Source organism: Massilia sp. UBA6681 (genome assembly GCF_002454935.1).
Classification (GTDB): domain Bacteria; phylum Pseudomonadota; class Gammaproteobacteria; order Burkholderiales; family Burkholderiaceae_D; genus Telluria; species Telluria varians.
This window is the reverse complement of the sequence record NZ_DKJX01000057.1, coordinates 26,092-46,669: the sequence shown is the minus strand read 5'-3', so window position 1 is coordinate 46,669 and position 20,578 is coordinate 26,092. Positions and strand designations below refer to the sequence as shown.

The window sequence follows — 20,578 nt, the reverse complement described above, 5'->3', positions numbered from 1 at the left end:
CACACGTGAACAACATACAGGAACGTCAATACGACGCCAGCCGGCACGTGAAAACAATCATGGCCCTGCGCGTTTGCGTCCGGGGCATTACACTACGCGTTTCCGAACGACCGTTTTACAAGGATTTCCATGAGCGCTTACCTGCAAGGCCAGGATCCGGCTGCCAACGATGCCCCGAAACCCGTCCGCAAGGCCGTCACCGCACCTTCGCTGCTAGCCATGCGCGCCGCGGGCGACAAGATCGCGATGCTGACCGCCTACGACGCCAGCTTCGCCTCGCTGATGGACCGCTGCGGCGTGGACGTGCTCCTGATCGGCGATTCGCTGGGCATGGTCTGCGCCGGCTACGATTCGACCCTGCCGGTGACGGTGGCCGATGTCGCCTACCACACCGCGTCTGTCGCGCGCGGCAACAAGCTGGCCCTGGTGCTGGCCGACATGCCCTTCGGCAGCTACACGACCCCGGTCGAGGCCTACAACAACGCGGTGACGCTGATGCGCGCCGGCGCCCAGATGGTCAAGATCGAAGGCGGCGCCTGGCTGGCCGAGACCGTGCGCTTCCTGGTCGAGCGCGGCATCCCGGTGTGCGCCCACATCGGCCTGACGCCGCAGTTCGTGCACGCCTTCGGCGGCTTCAAGGTGCAGGGCAAGACCGATGCCGCGGCCGAGCAGCTCAAGGCCGACGGCCTGGCGCTGCAGGCGGCGGGCGCCTCGCTGGTGGTGCTGGAAGCGATTCCCGCGGCGCTGGGCAAGGAAGTCACCGAACTGCTGGCGATTCCGACCATCGGCATCGGCGCCGGCCCGGACTGTTCCGGCCAGGTGCTGGTGATGCACGACCTGCTGGGCGTCTTCCCGGGCCGCAAGGCGCGCTTCGTGCGCAACTTCATGGAAGGCCAGACCAGCATCGACGCGGCCGTGAGCAGCTATGTGGCCGCGGTCAAGGACGGCAGTTTCCCGGCGCCGGAACACTGCTTCTAAGGGGTTCACATGGGCGGACAGACGAAAACACCCACCACCCGTCTGTTCCTGGCCCTGTGGCCCGCACCTAGCGTGCGCCATCTCCTGGCCGAGTGGCGCGACGCCTGGACCTGGCCGGCGGGCGCCGCGCCCGTCCATGCCGACAAGCTGCACGTCACCCTGCACTTCCTCGGCGCCCTGCCGAGCGAACGCCTGTCCGAACTGCTGGACGGTTTTGCCGTTCCGTTCGAACCCTTCCGCCTCGATCTCACGCACGCCGCGCTGTGGCATAACGGGATCGCCGTGCTCGAACCAAGCCTCACGCCGCCCGGCCTCGCGGCCCTGCACGCGCGCCTGTCGGACGCGCTGCTGGCCCTGGGACTGCAGCCGGAGGCGCGCCGCTACCGCCCGCACGTGACGATGGCGCGCCGCGCCGGCGGCGCCAGCGTGCCTGCGGAAGGTCCGCCGGTACTGTGGGAGGTGCGCGGCTATGCGCTGGTGGAGTCGAAGGACGGCGTCTACACGGTGCTGCGCGAGTACGCCTGAGGCGCTCAGGCAGGCACGTAGCGCAGCCTGAGCACGTCCTCGTCGATCCGCTCGTGCGCCAGCAGGCGCAGCGGCGGCCGGGGGCCGGCGAAATACGGCGTGCCGCCGCCGAGCACGACCGGGTGGAGGTAGATCCGGTACTCGTCGATCAGGCCAAGCGCGGTGAGGCTGCGCGCCAGGTCGGGGCCGGCCACTTCGATATCTCCCTCCCGCTCGGCCTTGAGCCGGCGGATCGCGTCGCCCAGGTCGCCGCCCAGCAGCGTGGCATTCGGCCCCACCGAGCGCAGGGTGCGCGACGCCACCCACTTCGGCTGGCGGCGCCAGGCCAGCGCGAAGGCCTGCTCGTCCGCGCCCCATTCCGGACGATCCTCGTCCCAGTAACGCATGATCTCGTAGATCTTGCGGCCGTAGATGCTGCCCGTCTGCGCCTGCGCTTCTTCGATGAAGTGGCGGAACAGCCTGGGACTGGGCCCGAAGGCCATGTGGTCGACGTAGCCGTCGAGGGACTGGTTCATTCCAAAGGCAAGCCTGGCCATGCCTGTTTCCTTTCCCTCGATGGCGGATCGCTATGCGGACAAGCCTTTTTGCAGCAGCTCGGCGACCAGCTCGTTCAGCTCGACGCCGCGTTCCTTGCTCAGCGCTTGCAGCTGCCCTACCAGGTCGCCGTTGAGCTTGACGGCAAAGGGCACCAGTCCCAGGGCGCGGTCGCGCTCGCGCTGTTCGCGCCGGTCGGGCACGGCATTCCTGGCGGCGCCGACGAAGGCCGCGTTTTGCGACCCCATCTGGTTCTTCAGTTTTTCGGCATCCCGCTTTGCCAGGTCAGTTCGTTTCATTGCATGCTCCTAGGTTGTAGGAGTGGATTTTACCTTGATGATCCCCGCACTCATGGCAATGACCAGTCCCGACAGCGACAACATGCCCAGCGCCACCATGATACTCGCGTGCGAGGCGATGTAGCCCAGCACCGGCGGCGCCAACAGCAGTCCGCCATAGCCCAGCGTCGCCACCGCCGCCACGCCGGCGCCAGCGCTCATGCCCGGGATGCGCGAGGCCGCGCCGAACAGCAGCGGCACCACGTTGGCCGCGCCGATGCCAATCAGGGCGAAGCCGGCGGCCGACAGCAGGAAGTGGGTGCTCAGCACCGCCGTGGCCAGGCCCGCGAACATGGCCAGCCCGCCCAGCACCATCACGCGCATCGCGCCGAAGCGCAGGATCATGCAGTCACCCGCGAAGCGGCAGGCCGCCATCGCGATCGAGAAGGCCGAGAATCCCAGCGCCGCCTGCGCCGGTACCGCCTTGGTGCGCTCCTGCATCAGGAGTGCGCTCCAGTCGACCAGCGCGCCCTCCACCGCGAAGCACAGCAATGCCAGCAGGCCCAGGCTGAGCGCCGCGCCGCGCGGCAGCTGGAAGTGGCTGCCTGCATCAATGGTCGGTGCGAAGGCCATCACGCGCGGCGCCACCAGTGCCAATGCGATCGCGGTCGCGATGCCCATCGCCATCGCTCCCTTGCCGTCGCCCCAGCCCTGGCCGATGACCAGGCCACCCAGCGCTGCGCCAATCAGGCCGCCGAGGCTGTAGAAGCCATGGATGGATGACAGGGTCGGGATCCCGCGCGCGGCCTCGACCTCGCTGGCATTGGCGTTCATGGCCACGTCCAGAGCGCCGTTGCTGATGCCGAAGGCGAAGGCCGCCAGGAACAGCAGGCGCAGCTCGCTCACGCCCATGATCACGGGCAGCAGCGCGGCAAAGGCGAAGCCCGACAGCAGGGTCATGCGGCGCGTACCCCAGCGTGCGGTGAAGCCGCCCATCAGGGGCATTGCCAGCAGCGCGCCTGCCGCGATGGTGAGCAGGACCATGGACAGCGTGGCCAGGTCGATGCCGAGGCGTGCCTGCACCACCGGCACGTGCGCGGCCCACAGGCCGATGCCGGCGCCGTTGAGCAGGAAGACGGTCGAGATCGACCAGCGCGCCGCGGACAGCGCGGAAGAGTTCTGGTTCATGTGCGCACTTTCGGGGCAAGCTGGAGGTCGAGTCCCGGATGCGCCTGGCGCAGGCGGGCGATGGTGTCGGGCGGCGCGTCGGCTTCGAGCACCAGGTGGTTGAGGTCGGCCAGCCGGGCAAAGGCGAAGGGCGCGCTGTCGCCCAGGCGTTCGTTGAGGATGGCCGCGGCCCTGCGGGTGCTGCCGGTCACCATGGCGGCCTTGATGGTGGCTTCCTCGGCGTCGGAAGCCGCCAGCCCGCGTTCCGGGTCGAGCGCGCAGACGCCCACGATGCACAGGTCGGCGCGCAGCTGCTGCAGCTCGGCCAGGGTCCAGGCGCCGAGCACCGCACCGCTACCGGCGTGGTAGGTCCCGCCCAGCAGCACGATGCGGGTGCGGCGGAAGTCGCCCAGCGCCAGCGCCAGTTGCGGGCTGTTGGTGACGATGGTCGCGGCCTGGCCGTCTTCCAGCAGGCGCGCCAGCGCGAGGTTGGTGGAACCGGCGTCGATCAGCACCGTGTCGCCGGGGCGGACGAGCGTGCACAGCGCGTGCGCCAACGTGCTCTTTCTGGCCGGGTCGCGTTCGACGCGCTCGCCGAAGCTGGCCTCGCGCGTGCGCCGCATCGCGCCGCCGTGCACGCGGCGCAGCAGGCCGGCAGCGTCGAGCTCGCGCAGGTCGCGCCGGATGGTGTCTTCCGAGGTGTCCAGGCGTTGGGCCAGCTCGGCCGCCAGCACCCGCCCTTCCCGCTCGACGGCCTCGATGATCGATTGCCGCCGTTCTTCTGCAAGCTGCATGTTCTCTCCTGATGAATCCGCATGATTCTACGCGAACATGCAAAATCACGCATATAAACGCAAAAATACGGCAAATCCAGGCTTGATCCTGCTGTCATGCATATAACATTTTCATTCTTCGGCCGTAGGCGGGTTGTCAAGAAGTTGTTAAACTTAATCTACTTTAGTAAGAGAAACATCATGGACAAGTCCGCCGCCATCCTCATCGTCGACGACTACCTCCTGATCCGCACCCACGTGCGCCAGGTGCTGGCGGAACTCGGTTTCCTGAACGTGTTCCAGGCCGATAACGGCAAGACCGCGCAGGACCTGATGCGCAAGCAGCAGATCGACATCGTCGTCGGCGACTGGGGCATGCCGGTGATGAGCGGGATCGACCTGCTCAAGTGGATGCGGACCGACCACCGCTACGCGAACACGCCGTTCATGATGCTCACCGCCGAAGCCAATCCGCAATCGGTGCGCACCGCGCTGCAGGCCGGCGTCAACGCCTACATGATCAAGCCGTTCACGGTGCACAGCTTCGCCTGCAAGTTCATGAGCATGCTGGGCGTGCAGCTGGAAACGGCGCCGGGCCCGTTCGCGCGCCAGGGCATGTCCGCGCCTGCGCCCATGCCGAAGCCTGCGGCAGCGCCTGCCCCGGTGCCGCCGGCGGCCGCCGTGCTGCCCGAATCGAACGTCATCGGCCTGGATGCGCCGATCGGCGAGCGGGTGAAGAAATCGACGGTGCTGATCGTGGACGACATCCCGACCAACATCGAGGTGCTGGCCGGGGTGCTGAAGGACGACTATGCGATCAAGGTCGCGATCAGCGGCAGGAAGGCGCTCGAGATCGCGGACGCCTTCCACATCGACCTGATCCTGCTCGACATCATGATGCCGGCCATGGACGGCTTCGAAACCTGCCGCCAGCTCAAGGCTAACCCGAAGACGGCGCACATCCCGATCATCTTCCTGTCGGCGCGCGACGGCACCGAGGACGTGGTGGCCGGCCTGCGCCTGGGCGCGGTGGACTACGTGTCCAAGCCGGCCGACCCGACCATTCTGAAAGCGCGCCTGTCGGCCCACCTGCTGCTGGCCACCGCCATGCAGGACATCAAGCGCCAGAACGAACTCCTGATCGAGAATGCGCGCCTGCGCGAGGACGTCGAGCGCATCACCCGCCACGACCTGAAAAGCCCGATCGCCGTGGCGCTGCACGGCAGCCAGGCCCTGCTCGCCAGCCCGCTCACGCCGAGTCAGCGCGAGCAGGCGCTCATGATCGAGACCGCGGCCGAGAACGCGCTCGAGATGATCAACCGCACCCTCGACGTCTACAAGATGGAACAGGGCAGCTACCAGCCGGTGCTGCAGATGTTCGACCTGGGCGAGATGCTGGAACGGGTCTGCCGGCAAACCCAGTTCACCTTCGACAGTGGCGACGTCACGGTCGTCTACGACAAGCCGGATGAGGTAATGTGCCTGGGCGAGCCGCTGCTGTGCTATTCGCTGTTCAACAACGTGCTGAAGAACGCGATCGAGGCCTCGCCGCCGGGCGGCCGTGTGAGCGTCCATATCGCGCCCGGCTACGGCAACCTGCACGTCATGGTCGACAACGCCGGCGAGGTGCCGCAGGCGGCGCGCGAACGCTTCTTCGAGAAATATGCGCCATCAAGCAAGATCGGCGGCAACGGCCTGGGCACCTACTCGATCCGCCTGATGGCCGAGGTGCAGGGCGGCAGCGTGAGCATGGACACGGGCCACGGGCGCACCCGCCTGACCATCACCCTGCCCTGCCCGTAAGCAGGCCGGGCGCGCCACGCCGCATTTCCTCATTTCGGAACATGAATCCTGCAGTTCGTGACATGACAAGCCTGCTGCGCCCCATCGGGGGCGATACTCGGGGCATGAACACGACCGCTCCCACACTGATCCGGCCCGGCCTCATGTGGCGGCTCTACATCGCCGCCTGGACGACCTACGGGGTTTTCATTTCCTTCGCCGACCAGCTGGACTGGGTGGTGGAGGGCCGTTTCGATGCGGGCCGCTGGCTGCTGACCTTCGTCAGCCTGATTCCTTCCGCCCTCCTGCTGGCGCTGGCCTGGCCCCTGACCGGCTTCTTCGAGCGCCGCGCCTACCGCCTCACCAGCATCATTGCCATCCATATCCCGACCGCGTTCCTGTTCTCCGTGGTGTCGCAGACGCCCTTCTGGCTGAGCTTCCACACCACCAAGCCGATCAGCTGGTACGTCTGGCCGCTGCTCTACCACGTCATGACCTACCTGCTCGGCGCCGGTGTCTTCCACCTGATCCGCGCCAGCGAAGCCGCGCACCGGCAGGCGCTGGTGGTGAAAGATGCGCAGAACCTGGTGATCGCATCGGAACTGAGCGCGCTGCGCAACAAGCTCAATCCGCACTTCCTGTTCAATACCCTGCACTCGATCATCGCGCTCACCCAGCGCAACCCGGCGGCGGCCGAGACCGCGCTGTTCCAGTTCTCGGACATGCTGCGCTACGTGCTCGACACCGAGCGCAGCGGCAGCGACCGCGTGACCCTCGATGCGGAACTCGATTTCGTGCGCGACTACCTCGAGCTGGAACAGCTGCGCCTGGGCGAGCGCCTGCAGGTCGAGTGGGACCTCGACGAGGACGCGGGCGACCATCCGCTGCCGGCCCTCTCTTTGCAGCCGCTGGTCGAGAACAGCATCAAGCACGCCTTCAATCCGCACAGCCGGCCGGGCATCCTGCAGATCCGCACGCGGCGCGATCCGGCAAGCGGCGCGTTGACCATGACGGTGCGCGATACCGGTCCCGGCGCCGATCCGGCCGCCATCGCCGCCTCCTCCGGCCTGGGCCTGCGCACCATCGAGCGGCGCCTGCAGCTGGACTACGGCAGCCGCGCCGCCATGCGGGTGAAGAGCGCGCCGGGAGCCGGATTCAGCGTGTCGGTGACGATTCCGGCAGTCCGGGAAGAGAGCTACGCATGAGCACAAAAACCGCCTTTTTCGCCGAAGACGAACCGCTGGCGCGCGACGTGCTGCGCGACGCCATCTACGCCCATCCCGCCCTTCGCCTGGTGGGCGAGGCGGCCAACGGCGCGGATGCCCTGGACCGGATCACGCGCCTGCGCCCCGAGGTCGTGTTCATGGACATCCAGATGCCCGAGATGACCGGGCTGGAAGTGCTGCGCCGCCTCGACTACCTGCCGCAGATCGTGTTCACCACGGCCTACGACCAGTACGCGGTGACGGCCTTCGAACTGCATGCGGTGGACTACCTGCTCAAGCCCTTCACCCAGGCGCGTTTCGCGGCGGCGGTGGCGCGCCTGCTCGACGGTCCGGCCCATGCCCGCGACACCCTCGACAGCGCCCTGGCGCAGGCGGCAGGCGGGAGCGCGGCCCCGGCGCGGCTGGAACGCATCCTGGTGCGCGACCGCGGCCGCATCTTCCCGCTCGCGGCCGGCGAGATCGAGTACATGAAGGCCGATTCCAAGTACACGGTGATCGCGGCGCGCGGCCAGACCTTCCTGGTCCGCATCGGCATCTCCGAGCTGGAAAGCCAGCTCGACCCGGCGCGCTTCGTGCGCATCCACCGCTCGGCCCTGGTCAACCTCGATTTCGTGGAATCGATGCGCGCCGACGAGCAGTCGCAGCTGCAGATCCACATGCGCGACGGGACGGTGCTGGGGGCGAACCGGGATGCGTCGAAGGTCTTGCGCGACATGGCCATTTGAGTGCGGCGCACATGATGAACTTGCGCATGGTGGTGGAAGTCTTGATGCTGGTGGCCGCGCTCGGATTCGGCGCGCTGGCGATACGGCACTGGCGTGCCCAGGGGACGCCGCTATTGCGCGGGCTCGGCCTGGCGTGCAGCGCGCGCGCGGGACGCGACCTGCTGGCGGGGATCGCGATCGCCAGCCTGGCCATGCTGGGTATTTTCTTGATCGAGTTAGCCGTGGGCGCGGTCACGACCTCGCCACGCCAGCAGTCATGGGGAGAACTCGGCAGCTGGTTCCTCGGCAAGTCGGCCGCCAGCCTGAAAGAAGAGATCCTGATGCGTGGCCTGCTCCTGTCCGGCCTGGTGCTGGTGCTGAATGGACGCCGTACGCTGGCCATCCTGGTCTCGGCCATCGCGTTCGGCTGCATCCACCTGAGTAATCCGGGCGCCAGCCCGCTGTCGGTGCTCGGCAATACGCTCGGCGGTGTGATCTATGGCATGGCCTTCCTTCTCTCCGGCAGCCTGTGGCTGGCGATCGGCCTGCATGTCGCCTGGAACTTCGTCCAGGGCCCCTTGCTGGGCTTCCCCGTGAGCGGCATCGCCGCGGGTGGCCTGCAGCAGGTGCACGACACCGGTCCGGCCTGGCTCAGCGGCGGCGCCTACGGACCGGAGGCCGGCCTGGTCGGGATCGCGTTCCGCTTCGTGATCATCGCGCTGGTCTTGCTGTGGCTGACATCGGCATGGCGCCACGGGACCCCGCACACAAGTCCTGTGTCGCGCTTCTATCGCCCCCGGTCCTAGCCAACCTGGATCCAGGTGGTCTTCAGCTCCGTGTACTTGTCGAAGGCATGCAGCGACTTGTCGCGCCCGTTGCCCGACTGTTTATAACCGCCGAAGGGCACCGTGATGTCGTCGTTGTCGTACTGGTTGACGTGCACGGTGCCGGCCCGCAGCGCGCGTGAAGTGCGGATCGCCTTGCTCATGTCCGAGGTCCATACCGCCGCCGCCAGGCCGTAGGGCGTGGCGTTCGCCTGCCTGATCGCCTCGTCCAGGTCGGTAAAGGACAGCACCGACAGCACCGGCCCGAAGATCTCCTCGCGTGCGATGCGCATCCCGGGCTCGACGCCGTCGAACAGGGTCGGCTCGATGTACAGGCCGCCGCTGTCCTGGCGCGCGGCGCCGCCGCCTGCCAGCAGGCGCGCACCGGCCGCCTTGCCGTCCTCGATATAGCCGAGCACCGTCTTCATCTGGAGCGGATCGACGATGGCGCCCATGACGGTTTGCTCGTCGAGCGGGTCGCCCGGCGCGTAACGCGGGACCAGCGCCAGCGCTTTTTCCAGGAAGGCATCCTTGATCGACGCTTCGACGAACAGGCGCGAGGGCGCGTTGCAGCTCTCGCCCTGGTTGAAGTAGATCGATCCGATCGCGCTTTCCACCGCGGCGTCGAGGTCGGGGCAGTCGGCGCAGACGATGTTGGCGGATTTGCCGCCTAGCTCGGTCCAGGCGCGCTTCAGGTTCGACTGTCCCGCCATCTGCAGGATCTGCTTGCCGACCCGGGTCGAGCCGGTGAAGGCGATGCAGTCGACGTCCATGTGCAGGCCGAGCGCGCTGCCCACTTCGTTGCCGTAGCCGGGCAGGACGTTGAACACGCCCGGCGGCACGCCCGCCTCCAGCGCCAGCTCGGCCAGGCGCAGGCAGCTCAAGGGCGCCTTCTCGGACGGCTTCAGGACCAGGCTGTTGCCGCTTGCTAAAGCCGGGCCGATCTTCCAGGCCGCCATCAGCATCGGGTAGTTCCAGGGGATGACCGCCGCGACCACGCCGACCGGTTCGCGCGTGACCAGGGCAAGGCTGTCTGGGCCGGTGGGGGCGACCTGGTCGTAGATCTTGTCGATCGCCTCGCCATACCAGCGGATGCAGTTCTGGGCCAGCTGCACGTCCACGCTCAGGCTGTAGCGGATGGGTTTACCCATGTCGAGGGTTTCCAGCAGGGCCAGCTCGTCGCGGTGCGCCAGCATCAGGTCGGCGAAGCGGATCAGCACCCGCTTGCGCTCGCTGGGCGCCATGCCGGCCCAGCGGCCGTCCTCGAAAGCCCTGCGGGCGCTGGCGACGGCGGCATCGGCGTCCGCGGCATCGCAGCGCGCGACCTCGGCCAGCTTGCGGCCATCGATGGGGGAGATGCAGTCGAAGCGGGTGCCTGAACGCGCGTCAACGCGGAATCCGTCGATGAAGGCGCGGCCGTCGATGGCCAGATTGACAGCCCGTTGATGCCATGATGGAGTCGACATATCAGTTTCCCTTCCTTGAAGTGCAACACTTGACCTTAAATACGAGCAAAGTTGATCCAACGGCCGAATTCTGCCTTTATAATCGCGAATTTTCCGCCCGATAATTCTTGCTTCCCGGAGCCACCACCGCATGAACACCACTTTGATCGTTTTCGTCGCGCTTTACATGCTCGGCACGCTGGGGCTCGGGATGTGGGCGGGCACGCGGATCAAGAATACCGCCGACTTCGCCGTGGCCGGCCGCAGCCTGCCGCTGATCATGGTGATCACCACCACCTTCGCCACCTGGTTCGGCGCCGAGACCGTGATGGGCGTGCCCGCCAAGTTCGTGCAGGGCGGCCTGAACGCCATCATCGAGGACCCGTTCGGGGCCGGCATGTGCCTGATCCTGGTCGGCCTGTTCTTCGCCAAGAAGCTGTACAAGCTGAACCTGCTCACCATCGGCGACTACTACCGCCAGCGCTACGGCAAGGGCATCGAGATCTTCTGCTCGGTGGCGATCATCCTGAGCTACCTGGGCTGGGTGGCGGCGCAGATCACCGCGCTGGGCCTGGTGTTCACGGTGCTGACCGGCGGCGCGATGTCGCCGGCCATGGGCATGCTGGTCGGTACCCTGGCGGTGCTGGTCTACGTGGTGGTGGGCGGCTTCCTGGCGGTGGCGATCACCGACTTCGTCCAGATGATCGTGCTGGTGGTCGGCATGAGCATCATCGCCTTCTTCGCGGCCGACCTGGCCGGCGGTTCCGACAAGGTGCTGGCGATGGCCCAGCAGGCCGACCTGTGGCGCGTACTGCCGGAGCCCACCTTCACCGACATCGCCTTCTTCGTGGGTGCGGCCGTCACCATGATGTTCGGCTCGATCCCGCAGCAGGACGTGTTCCAGCGCGTGATGTCGGCCAAGGACGCGCCCACCGCGCGCACCGGCGCCGTGATCGGCGGCGCCAGCTACATCCTGTTCGCCTTCGTGCCGATGTTCATCGTCGCCGCGGCCGTGGTGGTGATGGGGAACTCGGCGATGGAAATCGCCCAGAACGACTACCAGCGCCTGCTGCCGACCTTCATCATGACCAAGATGCCGCTGGTCATGCAGATCCTGTTCTTCGGCGCCCTGCTGTCGGCAATCAAGAGCACCTCGTCGGCGACCCTGCTGGCGCCGTCGACCAGCTTCGTCGAGAACATCCTCAAGAACCTGCGTCCGGGCATGAGCGACAAGCAGAACCTGCTGGCGATGCGCATCACCATCGTGATCTTCGCCGCCCTGGTGCTGACCTATGCGATCGCGATGGAAGGCACCTCGATCTACGAACTGGTGTCGAGCGCTTACCAGGTGACCCTGGTGGGCGCCTTCGTGCCGCTGGTGATGGGCCTGTACTGGAAGCGTGCGACCACCCAGGGCGCGATCGTCTCGATCGGCGCGGGCATCCTGGTGTGGCTGCTGTTCTTCGAAGGCGTGACCACCTGGGGCGAGCACTTCCCGGGCCAGCTGGCCGGGCTGATGGCGGCCTTCGTGGGCATGTTCGTGGGTTCGCTGGCGCCGCAGTTCGTTCGCAATGGTGGGGAGCCGACGAAGCATATCGTTGGGGCGAGCGCCTGAGTTCACACTGATCTGAGGAATTGGGTTCCCGCCTTCGCGGGAACCCAAGTTCGTTGCGAGCCACCGACTACGCCATCCACCCCTTCCCCACCACCTCCTCCAGCGTCAAATCCAGGCAATACCCGATCCGCTCCACCATCTCGTCGATCTGCGCCCGCGTGATCGACAGCGGCGGCGCCACGATCATGCGGTCGCCCACCGCGCGCATGATCACCCCGTTGTCGAACATGTGCTTCCGGCACAGCATCCCCACCGCCTGCTCCGCCGGGAAGGCTTCGCAGTCGTGCACGGTGGCCCCCTTGCGCCGCACCAGGTTCAGTCCCGCCGTCATGCCGCAGGTCTCGGCATGCCCGACCAGCGGGTGCATCGCCAGCGAGGCGAAGCGCGACTTCAGGTGCGGGCCGGTCTCCAGGGCCACGCGCTCGACCAGGCCTTCGGCCTCGATGATGCGCAGGTTCTCCAGCGCCGCGGCGCAGGCCGAGGGGTGGCCGGAATAGGTGAAGCCGTGGTTGAAGTCGCCGCCCTTCTCGATCAGGACGTGCGCCACGCGCCCGCCCACCAGCACCCCGCCCAGCGGCACGTAGCCCGAGGTGACGCCCTTGGCAAACGCGATCAGGTCGGGCTGGAAGCCCATCAGCTCGCAGCCGAACCAGGTTCCAAGGCGCCCGAAGCCGCAGATCACTTCGTCCGACACCAGCAGGATGTCGTACTTGTCGCAGATGCGCTGGATCTCGGGCCAGTAGGTCGCGGGCGGGATGATCACGCCGCCCGCGCCCTGCACCGGCTCGCCGATGAAGGCGGCCACCCGCTCCGGCCCCACTTCCAGGATTTTTTCCTCCAGCCAGCCGGCGGCGTGCAGGCCGAACGCGGCTTCGCTCAAGCCGCGCCCGTGTTCGGCGTAGCTGGGCTGGTCGATGTGGACGATGCCGGGAATCGGCAGCGAACCCTGCGCATGCATGCCGGCCATGCCGCCCAGCGAGGCCCCGGCCATGGTACTGCCGTGGTAGGCGTTGCGGCGGCTGATGATGACCTCGCGCTCGGGCTCACCAAGCAGCTGCCAGTAGCGCCGCACCATGCGCACGATGGTGTCGTTCGCTTCCGAGCCGCTGCCGGTGAAGAACACGTGCTGGAACTGGGGAGGAGACAGCCGGGCCAGCAGCGCCGCCAGCTTCACCGCGGGCACGTTGGTGGTGTTGAAGAAGCTGTTATAGAAAGGCAGCTGCAGCATCTGCGCGTGCACCGCGTCGGCGATGCTGGCGCGGCCGTAGCCGGCGTTCACGCACCACAGGCCGGCCATGCCGTCGATGATCTTCTTGCCGTCCGAATCCCACAGGTAGACGTCGTCGGCGCGCACGATCACGCGCGCGCCGCGTTCCCTCAGCGCCGCGTGGTCGGTGAAGGGGTGCAGGAAGTGCGCGCTGTCGAGGCGCTGCAGTTCCTGGGTGTCATAGGTCTCGCGTGCCTCGGGCGTGGCGACGCGCAGCGAGGCGACCGGGGTATTGGTAGTCATGATCGGCTCCCAACCTCAATTGAACCGGGCTAGGCGCCCCCATTACACGTGCAGGAGCAGGTGTTCCCGCTCCCACGGGCTGATGACGCGCATGAATTCCTGGTGCTCGAGGTCCTTCACCGCCGAGTACACGTCGATGAAGCGCTCGCCCAGCACGTCGCGCAGACGGTCTTCGCGGCGCAGCAGGGTGATGGCCTCGGACAGGCCCTGCGGCAGCTCGACCGGCATGTCGTAGGCGCTGACTTCGACCATCTGGCTCGGCTCGACCGCGTCCAGCATGCCCAGGTAGCCGCAGGCCAGGGTGACGGCCAGGGCGAGGTAGGGGTTGGCGTCGGCGCCGATCACGCGGTTCTCGATGCGCCGGTCCTGGGCGCCGGACACCGGCACGCGGAAGCCCACCGTGCGGTTGTCCATGCCCCACTGCAGGTTGATCGGCGCCGCCGAATGGCGCACGATGCGGCGGTAGGAATTCACATAGGGCGCGATGATGGCCATCGCCGAGGGCATGTAGCGCTGCAGGCCGCCGGTGTAGTGGCGGAAGGCTTTCGAAGGCGTGCCGTCGGGATTGCTGAAGATGTTGCGTCCGCTCTCGAGGTCGACCACGCTCTGGTGCACGTGCATCGCCGAGCCGGGTTCGTCCGCCATCGGCTTGGCCATGAAGGTGGCGTACATCTCGTGCTTGAGCGCCGCTTCGCGCAGGGTGCGCTTGAAGTAGAAGACCTTGTCGGCCAGGCCGAGCGGGTCGCCGTGCAGGAAGTTGATCTCCATCTGGCCGGCGCCGATCTCGTGGATGAGCGTGTCGACGTCGAGGTTCATCATCTCGCAGTAGTCGTAGATGTCCTCGAACAGCGGGTCGAATTCGTTGACGGCGTCGATGCTGTAGACCTGGCGGCTGGTCTCGGCGCGGCCGCTGCGGCCCACCGGCGAGGACAGCGGCAGGTTGGGGTCGATGTTCTTGGCCGTGAGGTAGAACTCGAGTTCCGGCGCCACCACCGGCTTCCAGCCGCGCTCCGCATACAGCTTGAGCACGCGGCGCAGCACGCTGCGCGGCGCGTAGTCGACCAGCGTGCCGTCGGAGAAGTAGCAGTCGTGGATGACCTGGGCGGTGGGATCGACCGCCCACGGCACCATGGTGATGGTGGTCGGGTCGGCCTTGAGAATCATGTCGCGGTCGGTGGCCGCGATGGCGCGGTTATAGGATTCGTCGCGCTCGGGGGTGTTGCCGGTGACGGTCATGCCCAGCACCACTTCGGGGATGCGCATGCCGCGGTCTTCGGTGAACTTCACTCGGGGGAGGATTTTTCCACGGGCGACGCCGGTCAGGTCGGGGACCAGGCATTCGATTTCGGTGACCCGTTTCGCGTTGAGCCACTCCTCCATGTCGGTGTAAGAAAAATTGTCGCGGATTGCCATGATTGCCTCACTGTCTGGTTCGGATCGAGTGCGCACGCGCGGCACGGGCCGGGTGCGCTCGCACATCAGGCAGGAAAGCTATGGGACGGCGTCGCTGGCCCAGAGAAAGGCGGCCTCCAAGGCAGGGATGCTCATGCGCTGCTCCGTTGTTTCTGCTGCTGGTATTCGCGGCAGGCCTGGCCGAAGGCGCCGAACATCTTCATCGAATACGGGTTGTGCTGGATGCGCCACTCGGGGTGCCATTGCACCGCCAGCGTGAAGCCGGGCGCGGTGGAGACCGAGAAGGCTTCGACCAATCCGTCCTCCGCTACCGCTTCGACCGTCAGGCCGGGCGCGAGTTCGTTGACGCCCTGGCCGTGCAGCGAGTTCACCGGAATCTCCGGCACGCCGAGCATGCGCTCGAGGCAGCCGCCCGGCGTGAGCGTGACGTTGTGGGCGTCGCCGTACTGCTCGTCCATGCCGAGCTCGGGATTTTCGCGGTGGTCGAACTTGCCGGCCACCGCCTGCACCGCCTGGTGCAGGCTGCCGCCCAGGGCCACGTTCATCTCCTGGAAGCCGCGGCAGATCGCGATGATCGGGATGCCGCGCTTGACCGCTTCGCGGATCAGGGGCAGCGTGGTCTGGTCGCGCGCCGGGTCCTGCGGCAGCGACGGATCGAGCACTTCCTCGGAATAGTAGCTGGGGTGGACGTTCGAGGCCGAGCCGGTCAGCATGATGCCGTCGCACAGGGCCAGCATGGTTTCCAGGTCCAGCGAAGCGCCCAGCGAGGGCAGGATCATGGGGGCGCAGTCGGCTCCGAGGACGACGGCGTCGACATACTTGTGCTGGGCCGCGTGATAAGGGTGTTCGCCGAAATCACGCGTGCATGCGGGGACGAATACGATGGGGCGCATGGTCTCTACCTTGTCGTGAAGCGCACGAAACCATGATACGAGCATTCCGGTCCGGGCGCGAGTGGCCTATGACTCAGATCAACTGCGCCAGATCAATGTGGCGCGGCCGGAGCATGCTTCCTTCCTGCTGATCTGCCTGAGGGTGTGAATCCCATAGCAAAAGCTTAACGGTAACTCGAGAAGCATGCCAACACGGTAAGGCAGAGGAGCGGCGAAATACTATTTCATGCAAGGCTCTTCCATGAAATTTTATTTCGCCACGGAAATTACCCCTTACTTCTTCAGCACGGCGAGCGCCGCTTCCAACACGGTATCCCGGCCGCGGCGCAGGTCGGCCACCGTCGGCGCCGCCTTGACGGTCGGCTGGATGCCGTGGCCGACCCAGGCGCGCCCGTCCGGATAGGTGTCGGCCTTGGTGCAGATGCGCGCCACGCCGCCGCCCGGCAGCTTGATGAACAGCGGCTGGCCGGTGCTGCCGCCGGTCGCCTCGCCCACGATCGGCCCGCGCCCCATGCCCTCATAGGCCACCATGAAGTCTTCCGCCGCCGAGTAGGTCGCGCCCGAAGTCAGGACCGCCACCGGGCCCTTGAACAAGCGCTTGCCGTCGGGCTGGCGGTCGTTCAGCTTGCCTTCGAAGTCCGGCATCGGACGCTTCCATGCGCGGTAGGACGGCAGGTACTGGCGCGTCGCCCATTTGCCGGTCGCGAAAGGCTTGTCGGTCAGCGTGGCCAGCACGCGCCAGCCTTCGGACGAATTGCCGCCGCCGTTGTTGCGCAGGTCGATGATCAGCGCCGAACTCGCCGCGATCTGGTCGAAGGCCGCGAGGAAGGCGTCGGCGGCCCGGCTGTCGCCGAAGCTGTTCAGGGCCACGTAGCTCACGTTGCCCGGCAGCTTGCGCAGCTCGAAGGGCGGATTGCCGCCCGCCGCCTTGCCGAAGCTTTCCGCGTCGACGCGCTTCGCCTCCAGCTTCACGGTCTTGCCGTCGGCATGGCGGAAAGTCAGGCGCGGCGCCTTGTCGCGCGGACCCATCAGGAACTGGTAGCCGTACACGCGGATATCCCTGTCCTGCTGCGTCGAGGCACTCACATAGGGCGCGATCTCGCGCTGGGCGTAGGCGACGACCGGCTCGCCGTCGACCTCGACGATCTCGGAGCCCGGGACCACGCCGCCCGCCCGCAAAACCGGGTCGAACACCTCGCGCACCAGCACCCGGCCCTCGACCAGCTGCGTCTTCATGAGCGGCCGCGCCATCATCGCGTTGCGCAGCTCCGGCCCGGGGTAGACATTGGTATGCCCGTCCTGCAGCTTCGCGCACAGCTCCATCAGCACGCGGTAGTAGTCGGCGGTGGAGGTGGTGGCGCGCACCTTCGGGATAGTTTCGAGGTAGAGCCGGTCCCAGTCGAGCTCCTTGAGCTTGTCGACGTACACGAAGTTGTACTTCACCTCGGACCAGAATTTCGACAGGCCGGCGATCTTCTCGTCTTCGCTGATGTTCTCGCGGTAGGGCGAGCCGAGTGCGGGCGAGTCGAACAGCAGCGCTTCGCGCGCCTCAGCGGGCTTGGCGTCCTGCGCGAAGGCTGCCCCGGACAAGGCCGCAAGGACTGCGGCGGCGATGATGTGACGTACCATGGAATCTCCCTTGTTGTGATGGGGGCGATTCTACGAAGCGGAAAGGCCGTTGTGGGAGGGTAATGCGACAGGCTGCATGATTCGCGGAGCAGTCTGCGGTAGAAATCTGTTACAGCTGGGCCGTGCACCGTCTTCAAGCGGTTTGCGTTATGGAAGGAAAGCCGGGTGCGCGTCGCCCCCGCGTTGCATCTCATGGAGACACTATGAAACCCCTGTTCGCCGTCCTCGCCTTGCTGGCATCGCTGAACCATGCCGCTGCCGGCGAGATCTCGCTGTTCACCGATGCGGACTTCCGCGGCCGTCCGCTGAGCCTGCGTGGTCCGGTCACGAACCTGGAAGCGCTCGGATTCAACGACCGCGCATCGTCGGCCATCGTCCGTTCGGGCAGCTGGGAGATCTGCGAGCACAAGGATTTCGGCGGCCGCTGCATCGTGCTGGAGCCGGGCGAATACCGGATGTTCGAGGGTTTCAACGACGTGGCTTCCTCGGTGCGGGAACTGGAGCGCGGACGCGATGGATACCGTGACCGTGACCGGCGCCACGACGAGGGCGGGTGGGGACGGCGCGGTCCTGGCGGCGACAACCGGCGCGGCCCACCGGTCGAGCTGTTCGCCGATCGCCAATTCGGCGGCGAAGGCATCATGCTGGAAAGCGATGTGCACAGCCTGCGTTCACGCAATTTCAACGACCGCGCGGGCTCGATGATCATCCGCGAAGGCGAATGGCAGCTGTGCGAGCATGACGATTACCGCGGCCGCTGCATCGTCTACGGGCCTGGCCGCTATTCGTCCCTGCGCGGCCTGGACGGCATCGCGTCGTCGCTGCGCAGGGTGCGCTGATATCCTGGCCGCCGGCGCTCTTGCCGGCCTACTTGTACTCGTAGTACTTGCGCGCGTCGCCGCGCACCTGCTCGGCCGGGTACTTGGCCCGGTTGAGCACCATCTTCTCCTGCACCGCCGCGAACAGGTCGACGTCGAGCTTGTCGGCCAGGCGCACCAGGTAGACCAGCACGTCGGCCATCTCGTGGCGCACCTGTACCAGCTTGTCCGGACCGAGTTCCTCGGGCCGGCCATGCTGGAGCCACTGGAAATGCTCCAGCAGCTCGGCCGCCTCGACGCTCAGGGCCGAGGCCAGGTTCTTGGGCGTGTGGAACTGGTCCCAGTCGCGCTCGTCGACAAAAGTACGGACCAGGTCGCGCAGCCGGATGAGATCACTGTCCGCGGCGTTCGTCACGCACCTGATCTCCATCGAGGTAGCCGGTGAGGACGCGCTGCAGCTTGGGCGCGATCTCGTCGTAGCTGCTGACCGTGATGCCGAGGTCGCGCAGCAGGCCGTCGTGCACGCCGTAGACCCAGCTGTGGATGGTCAGCGGCTGGCCGCGTTCCCAGGCGTCGCGCACGATGGTGGTCTGGGCCACGTTGATCACCTGCTCGGCCACGTTCAGTTCGACCAGGCGGTTGACGGCGGCGCGGCCGACCACGTTGCCGAGGTACTTGCCGTGCTTCTCGCGCACGTCGCGCACGTGGCCGAGCCAGTTGTCGGCCATGCCCACACGGGTGCCGGTGAGCGCTGCGCCGACGCCCGAGCAGCCGTAGTGGCCGCACAGGATGATGTGCTTCACCTTCAAGACGTCGATCGCGAACTGCAGCACGCTCAGGCAGTTCAGGTCGGAGTGCGCGACCACGTTGGCGATGTTGCGGTGCACGAACAGCTCGCCCGGCAGCATGCCGAGCAGTTCGTTGGCGGGCACGCGGCTGTCCGAGCAGCCGATCCACAGGTATTCCGGCGCCTGCTGTTCCGACAGCGCCTTGAAGAAGTTCGGGTCTTCGGCCACCATCGAGGCGGCCCATTTGCGGTTGCGTGCGAAGAGCTCTTCGGCGCTCACGCCCGTCGTGTTGTTATCCATTATTTTCCCTGGTTGATGCGTGCTGAATGGACGAAAGTATACCAGCAGGCGAAAAAAAACCGCCGAGGGCTTTCGCCTTCAGCGGTTTTCCTGGTTCGATTTCTCGGAGCGGCTAACAAACCCCGAGGGCAAGGCGCATCGTCGAAGACAGTACGCTAGTACGGCGAGACGATGCAACGCAGCCATCGGGGAATTGTTAGACGCTCTTACTCGAAGAAGTCCTTGACCTTGTCCATCCAGCCTTTGCTCTGCGGGCTGTGCTTGGCGCCACCTTCGGTGGTCGAGCGTTCGAACTCGCGCAGCAGTTCCTTCTGCTTGTCGGTCAGCTTGACCGGGGTCTCGACGACCACGTGGCAGAACAGGTCGCCGGTGTAGCCCGAGCGGACGCCCTTGACGCCCTTGCCCTTGAGGCGGAAGGTCTTGCCGGTCTGGGTGCCTTCCGGCACCGTGAACGACACCTTGCCGGTGAGCGTAGGCACTTCGATCTCGCCGCCCAGCGCCGCCTTGGCGAAGGAAATCGGCATCTCGCAGTGCAGGTCGTCGCCCTCGCGCTGGAACACCGGATGCGGCTTGATGTGGATCTCGACGTACAGGTCGCCCGCCGGTCCCCCGTTCGTGCCCGGCTCGCCGTTGCCGGTCGAGCGGATGCGCATGCCGTTGTCGATACCGGCCGGGATCTTCACTTCCAGCGTCTTGTTACGCTTGATGCGTCCGGCGCCGCCGCAGGCCGCGCAGGGTTCAGGAATGATCTTGCCGCTGCCGTGGCACTTCGGGCAGGTCTGCTGGATGCTGAAGAAGCCCTGCTGCATGCGCACCTGGCCGTGGCCCGAGCAGGTGGTGCAGGTCACGGGCTGGGTGCCCGGCTTGGCGCCGCTGCCGTGGCAGGTGTCGCACTTGTCCCAGCTCGGCACGCGGATGGTGGTCTCGTAGCCGTGCGCGGCCTGCTCCAGGGTGATCTCGAGGTTGTAGCGCAGGTCGGCGCCGCGGTAGACCTGCGGGCCCGCGCTGCGGCCGCGGCCGCCGCCGCCGAAGATGTCGCCGAAGATGTCGCCGAAGGCGTCGCCGAAACCACCGGCACCGAAGCCGCCCCCGCCGCCGCCCATGTTCGGGTCGACGCCGGCGTGACCGTAGCGGTCATAGGCCTCGCGCTTCTCCGGATTGGTCAGCATCTCGTAGGCTTCCTTGACCTCCTTGAACTTCTCTTCCGCTTCCTTGTTGTCGGGGTTGCGGTCAGGGTGGTACTTCATCGCAAGCTTGCGATAAGCCTTCTTGATGTCGTCTTCCGACGCGTTCTTGGCGACCCCGAGGATCTCGTAAAAATCACGCTTTGCCATTGGCGGCACCTTGCTTATTGATCTGGTAAAACGTTGGCCACC

At 66.6% G+C, this 20,578-nt stretch carries 20 protein-coding genes; 8 read left to right on the top strand and 12 right to left on the bottom strand.

All coding sequences use genetic code 11. From position 1 onward, the window contains the following. Positions 1 to 129: 129 nt before the first annotated feature. The gene (gene panB, locus B2R83_RS09775) at positions 130 to 978 is read left to right on the top strand and encodes a 3-methyl-2-oxobutanoate hydroxymethyltransferase (RefSeq protein ID WP_027866600.1); all 849 of its coding nucleotides are present in this window, start codon (positions 130 to 132) and stop codon (positions 976 to 978) included. A gap of 9 nt (positions 979 to 987) precedes the next feature. Then, a complete protein-coding gene (gene thpR / locus B2R83_RS09770; protein ID WP_292040574.1) occupies positions 988 to 1,503 on the top strand; it encodes an RNA 2',3'-cyclic phosphodiesterase in 516 nt (171 codons plus the stop codon). Positions 1,504 to 1,508: 5 nt separating this feature from the next. Here the strand turns inward: thpR and B2R83_RS09765 are convergent, their stop codons facing one another. The 4 genes from B2R83_RS09765 to B2R83_RS09750 are packed head-to-tail and all read right to left on the bottom strand — an operon-like array spanning position 1,509 to position 4,276. Continuing rightward, positions 1,509 to 2,039, bottom strand: a complete 531-nt coding sequence (locus B2R83_RS09765) for a dihydrofolate reductase family protein (RefSeq protein ID WP_292040571.1) — start codon at positions 2,037 to 2,039, stop codon at positions 1,509 to 1,511. Between the two features lie 30 nt (positions 2,040 to 2,069). Then, the gene (locus B2R83_RS09760) at positions 2,070 to 2,336 is read right to left on the bottom strand and encodes a hypothetical protein (protein ID WP_292040569.1); all 267 of its coding nucleotides are present in this window, start codon (positions 2,334 to 2,336) and stop codon (positions 2,070 to 2,072) included. A 9-nt stretch (positions 2,337 to 2,345) separates the two neighbouring features. Then, the gene (locus B2R83_RS09755; protein ID WP_292040566.1) at positions 2,346 to 3,503 is read right to left on the bottom strand and encodes an MFS transporter; all 1,158 of its coding nucleotides are present in this window, start codon (positions 3,501 to 3,503) and stop codon (positions 2,346 to 2,348) included. After that, positions 3,500 to 4,276, bottom strand: coding sequence for a DeoR/GlpR family DNA-binding transcription regulator (locus B2R83_RS09750; RefSeq protein ID WP_292040563.1), 777 nt, complete (start codon positions 4,274 to 4,276; stop codon positions 3,500 to 3,502). Before B2R83_RS09750 ends, B2R83_RS09755 begins: the two co-directional genes overlap by 4 nt. Positions 4,277 to 4,456: 180 nt before the next feature. On the opposite strand from B2R83_RS09750, the gene B2R83_RS09745 reads away from it, so the two are divergent. The 4 genes from B2R83_RS09745 (at position 4,457) to B2R83_RS09730 (ending at position 8,773) form a co-directional block, all read left to right on the top strand. Further along, a complete protein-coding gene (locus B2R83_RS09745) occupies positions 4,457 to 6,058 on the top strand; it encodes a response regulator (RefSeq protein ID WP_292040560.1) in 1,602 nt (533 codons plus the stop codon). Between the two features lie 104 nt (positions 6,059 to 6,162). After that, positions 6,163 to 7,242 carry a sensor histidine kinase gene (locus B2R83_RS09740; protein ID WP_292040558.1) on the top strand — a complete coding sequence of 360 codons (1,080 nt, stop codon included), beginning with the start codon at positions 6,163 to 6,165 and terminating at the stop codon, positions 7,240 to 7,242. Beyond that, complete coding sequence (locus B2R83_RS09735) at positions 7,239 to 7,988, top strand: LytR/AlgR family response regulator transcription factor (protein WP_292040555.1); 750 nt, start codon at positions 7,239 to 7,241, stop codon at positions 7,986 to 7,988. Before B2R83_RS09740 ends, B2R83_RS09735 begins: the two co-directional genes overlap by 4 nt. A gap of 11 nt (positions 7,989 to 7,999) precedes the next feature. Beyond that, the gene (locus B2R83_RS09730) at positions 8,000 to 8,773 is read left to right on the top strand and encodes a CPBP family intramembrane glutamic endopeptidase (protein ID WP_292040552.1); all 774 of its coding nucleotides are present in this window, start codon (positions 8,000 to 8,002) and stop codon (positions 8,771 to 8,773) included. Here B2R83_RS09730 and B2R83_RS09725 read toward each other — a convergent pair. Beyond that, a complete protein-coding gene (locus B2R83_RS09725) occupies positions 8,770 to 10,257 on the bottom strand; it encodes an aldehyde dehydrogenase (protein WP_292040549.1) in 1,488 nt (495 codons plus the stop codon). The two genes, B2R83_RS09730 and B2R83_RS09725, sit on opposite strands and share 4 nt — an antisense overlap. A gap of 130 nt (positions 10,258 to 10,387) precedes the next feature. Between B2R83_RS09725 and B2R83_RS09720 the strand changes: the two genes are divergently transcribed. After that, positions 10,388 to 11,851 carry a sodium:solute symporter family protein gene (locus B2R83_RS09720; protein ID WP_209587172.1) on the top strand — a complete coding sequence of 488 codons (1,464 nt, stop codon included), beginning with the start codon at positions 10,388 to 10,390 and terminating at the stop codon, positions 11,849 to 11,851. Positions 11,852 to 11,918: 67 nt separating this feature from the next. Here B2R83_RS09720 and B2R83_RS09715 read toward each other — a convergent pair whose 3' ends face one another. The 4 genes from B2R83_RS09715 to B2R83_RS09700 all read right to left on the bottom strand — a co-directional run bounded on the left by B2R83_RS09715 (position 11,919) and on the right by B2R83_RS09700 (position 17,296). Next, positions 11,919 to 13,361, bottom strand: a complete 1,443-nt coding sequence (locus B2R83_RS09715; RefSeq protein WP_292040547.1) for an aspartate aminotransferase family protein — start codon at positions 13,359 to 13,361, stop codon at positions 11,919 to 11,921. Between the two features lie 42 nt (positions 13,362 to 13,403). Beyond that, on the bottom strand, positions 13,404 to 14,774 hold the full coding sequence (locus tag B2R83_RS09710) for a glutamine synthetase family protein (RefSeq protein WP_292040544.1): 1,371 nt from the start codon (positions 14,772 to 14,774) through the stop codon (positions 13,404 to 13,406). Between the two features lie 131 nt (positions 14,775 to 14,905). Beyond that, entirely contained in the window at positions 14,906 to 15,667 is a 762-nt protein-coding gene (locus B2R83_RS09705) for a gamma-glutamyl-gamma-aminobutyrate hydrolase family protein (RefSeq protein WP_036213296.1), read from the bottom strand. Positions 15,668 to 15,940: 273 nt separating this feature from the next. Next, complete coding sequence (locus B2R83_RS09700; RefSeq protein WP_292040541.1) at positions 15,941 to 17,296, bottom strand: S41 family peptidase; 1,356 nt, start codon at positions 17,294 to 17,296, stop codon at positions 15,941 to 15,943. 203 nt (positions 17,297 to 17,499) lie between these two features. Here B2R83_RS09700 and B2R83_RS09695 point away from each other — a divergent pair, with 203 nt between their 5' ends. Continuing rightward, entirely contained in the window at positions 17,500 to 18,135 is a 636-nt protein-coding gene (locus B2R83_RS09695; protein ID WP_292040539.1) for a beta/gamma crystallin-related protein, read from the top strand. 28 nt (positions 18,136 to 18,163) lie between these two features. Here the strand turns inward: B2R83_RS09695 and B2R83_RS09690 are convergent, their stop codons facing one another. The 3 genes from B2R83_RS09690 to dnaJ form a co-directional block, all read right to left on the bottom strand. Next, complete coding sequence (locus tag B2R83_RS09690) at positions 18,164 to 18,529, bottom strand: nucleotide pyrophosphohydrolase (protein ID WP_292040538.1); 366 nt, start codon at positions 18,527 to 18,529, stop codon at positions 18,164 to 18,166. Further along, positions 18,507 to 19,202 (bottom strand): carbonate dehydratase, encoded by a 696-nt coding sequence (gene can / locus B2R83_RS09685; protein ID WP_036213307.1) that lies wholly within the window; start codon positions 19,200 to 19,202, stop codon positions 18,507 to 18,509. Before can ends, B2R83_RS09690 begins: the two co-directional genes overlap by 23 nt. A gap of 206 nt (positions 19,203 to 19,408) precedes the next feature. Further along, positions 19,409 to 20,536 carry a molecular chaperone DnaJ gene (gene dnaJ / locus B2R83_RS09680; protein ID WP_036213310.1) on the bottom strand — a complete coding sequence of 376 codons (1,128 nt, stop codon included), beginning with the start codon at positions 20,534 to 20,536 and terminating at the stop codon, positions 19,409 to 19,411. Between the last annotated feature and the right edge of the window lie 42 nt (positions 20,537 to 20,578).

What these genes read in the sequence shown, in the direction of transcription:
- B2R83_RS09715 (WP_292040547.1), bottom strand. Translation starts at nt 13,361, where the DNA reads ATGACTACCAATACCCCGGTCGCCTCGCTGCGCGTCGCCACGCCCGAG.
- panB (WP_027866600.1), top strand. Translation starts at nt 130, where the DNA reads ATGAGCGCTTACCTGCAAGGCCAGGATCCGGCTGCCAACGATGCCCCG.
- B2R83_RS09700 (WP_292040541.1), bottom strand. Translation starts at nt 17,296, where the DNA reads ATGGTACGTCACATCATCGCCGCCGCAGTCCTTGCGGCCTTGTCCGGG.
- B2R83_RS09735 (WP_292040555.1), top strand. Translation starts at nt 7,239, where the DNA reads ATGAGCACAAAAACCGCCTTTTTCGCCGAAGACGAACCGCTGGCGCGC.
- B2R83_RS09720 (WP_209587172.1), top strand. Translation starts at nt 10,388, where the DNA reads ATGAACACCACTTTGATCGTTTTCGTCGCGCTTTACATGCTCGGCACG.
- B2R83_RS09745 (WP_292040560.1), top strand. Translation starts at nt 4,457, where the DNA reads ATGGACAAGTCCGCCGCCATCCTCATCGTCGACGACTACCTCCTGATC.
- B2R83_RS09740 (WP_292040558.1), top strand. Translation starts at nt 6,163, where the DNA reads ATGAACACGACCGCTCCCACACTGATCCGGCCCGGCCTCATGTGGCGG.
- B2R83_RS09765 (WP_292040571.1), bottom strand. Translation starts at nt 2,039, where the DNA reads ATGGCCAGGCTTGCCTTTGGAATGAACCAGTCCCTCGACGGCTACGTC.
- B2R83_RS09705 (WP_036213296.1), bottom strand. Translation starts at nt 15,667, where the DNA reads ATGCGCCCCATCGTATTCGTCCCCGCATGCACGCGTGATTTCGGCGAA.
- B2R83_RS09725 (WP_292040549.1), bottom strand. Translation starts at nt 10,257, where the DNA reads ATGTCGACTCCATCATGGCATCAACGGGCTGTCAATCTGGCCATCGAC.
- B2R83_RS09730 (WP_292040552.1), top strand. Translation starts at nt 8,000, where the DNA reads ATGATGAACTTGCGCATGGTGGTGGAAGTCTTGATGCTGGTGGCCGCG.
- B2R83_RS09750 (WP_292040563.1), bottom strand. Translation starts at nt 4,276, where the DNA reads ATGCAGCTTGCAGAAGAACGGCGGCAATCGATCATCGAGGCCGTCGAG.
- thpR (WP_292040574.1), top strand. Translation starts at nt 988, where the DNA reads ATGGGCGGACAGACGAAAACACCCACCACCCGTCTGTTCCTGGCCCTG.
- can (WP_036213307.1), bottom strand. Translation starts at nt 19,202, where the DNA reads ATGGATAACAACACGACGGGCGTGAGCGCCGAAGAGCTCTTCGCACGC.
- B2R83_RS09755 (WP_292040566.1), bottom strand. Translation starts at nt 3,503, where the DNA reads ATGAACCAGAACTCTTCCGCGCTGTCCGCGGCGCGCTGGTCGATCTCG.
- B2R83_RS09760 (WP_292040569.1), bottom strand. Translation starts at nt 2,336, where the DNA reads ATGAAACGAACTGACCTGGCAAAGCGGGATGCCGAAAAACTGAAGAAC.
- B2R83_RS09710 (WP_292040544.1), bottom strand. Translation starts at nt 14,774, where the DNA reads ATGGCAATCCGCGACAATTTTTCTTACACCGACATGGAGGAGTGGCTC.
- B2R83_RS09695 (WP_292040539.1), top strand. Translation starts at nt 17,500, where the DNA reads ATGAAACCCCTGTTCGCCGTCCTCGCCTTGCTGGCATCGCTGAACCAT.
- dnaJ (WP_036213310.1), bottom strand. Translation starts at nt 20,536, where the DNA reads ATGGCAAAGCGTGATTTTTACGAGATCCTCGGGGTCGCCAAGAACGCG.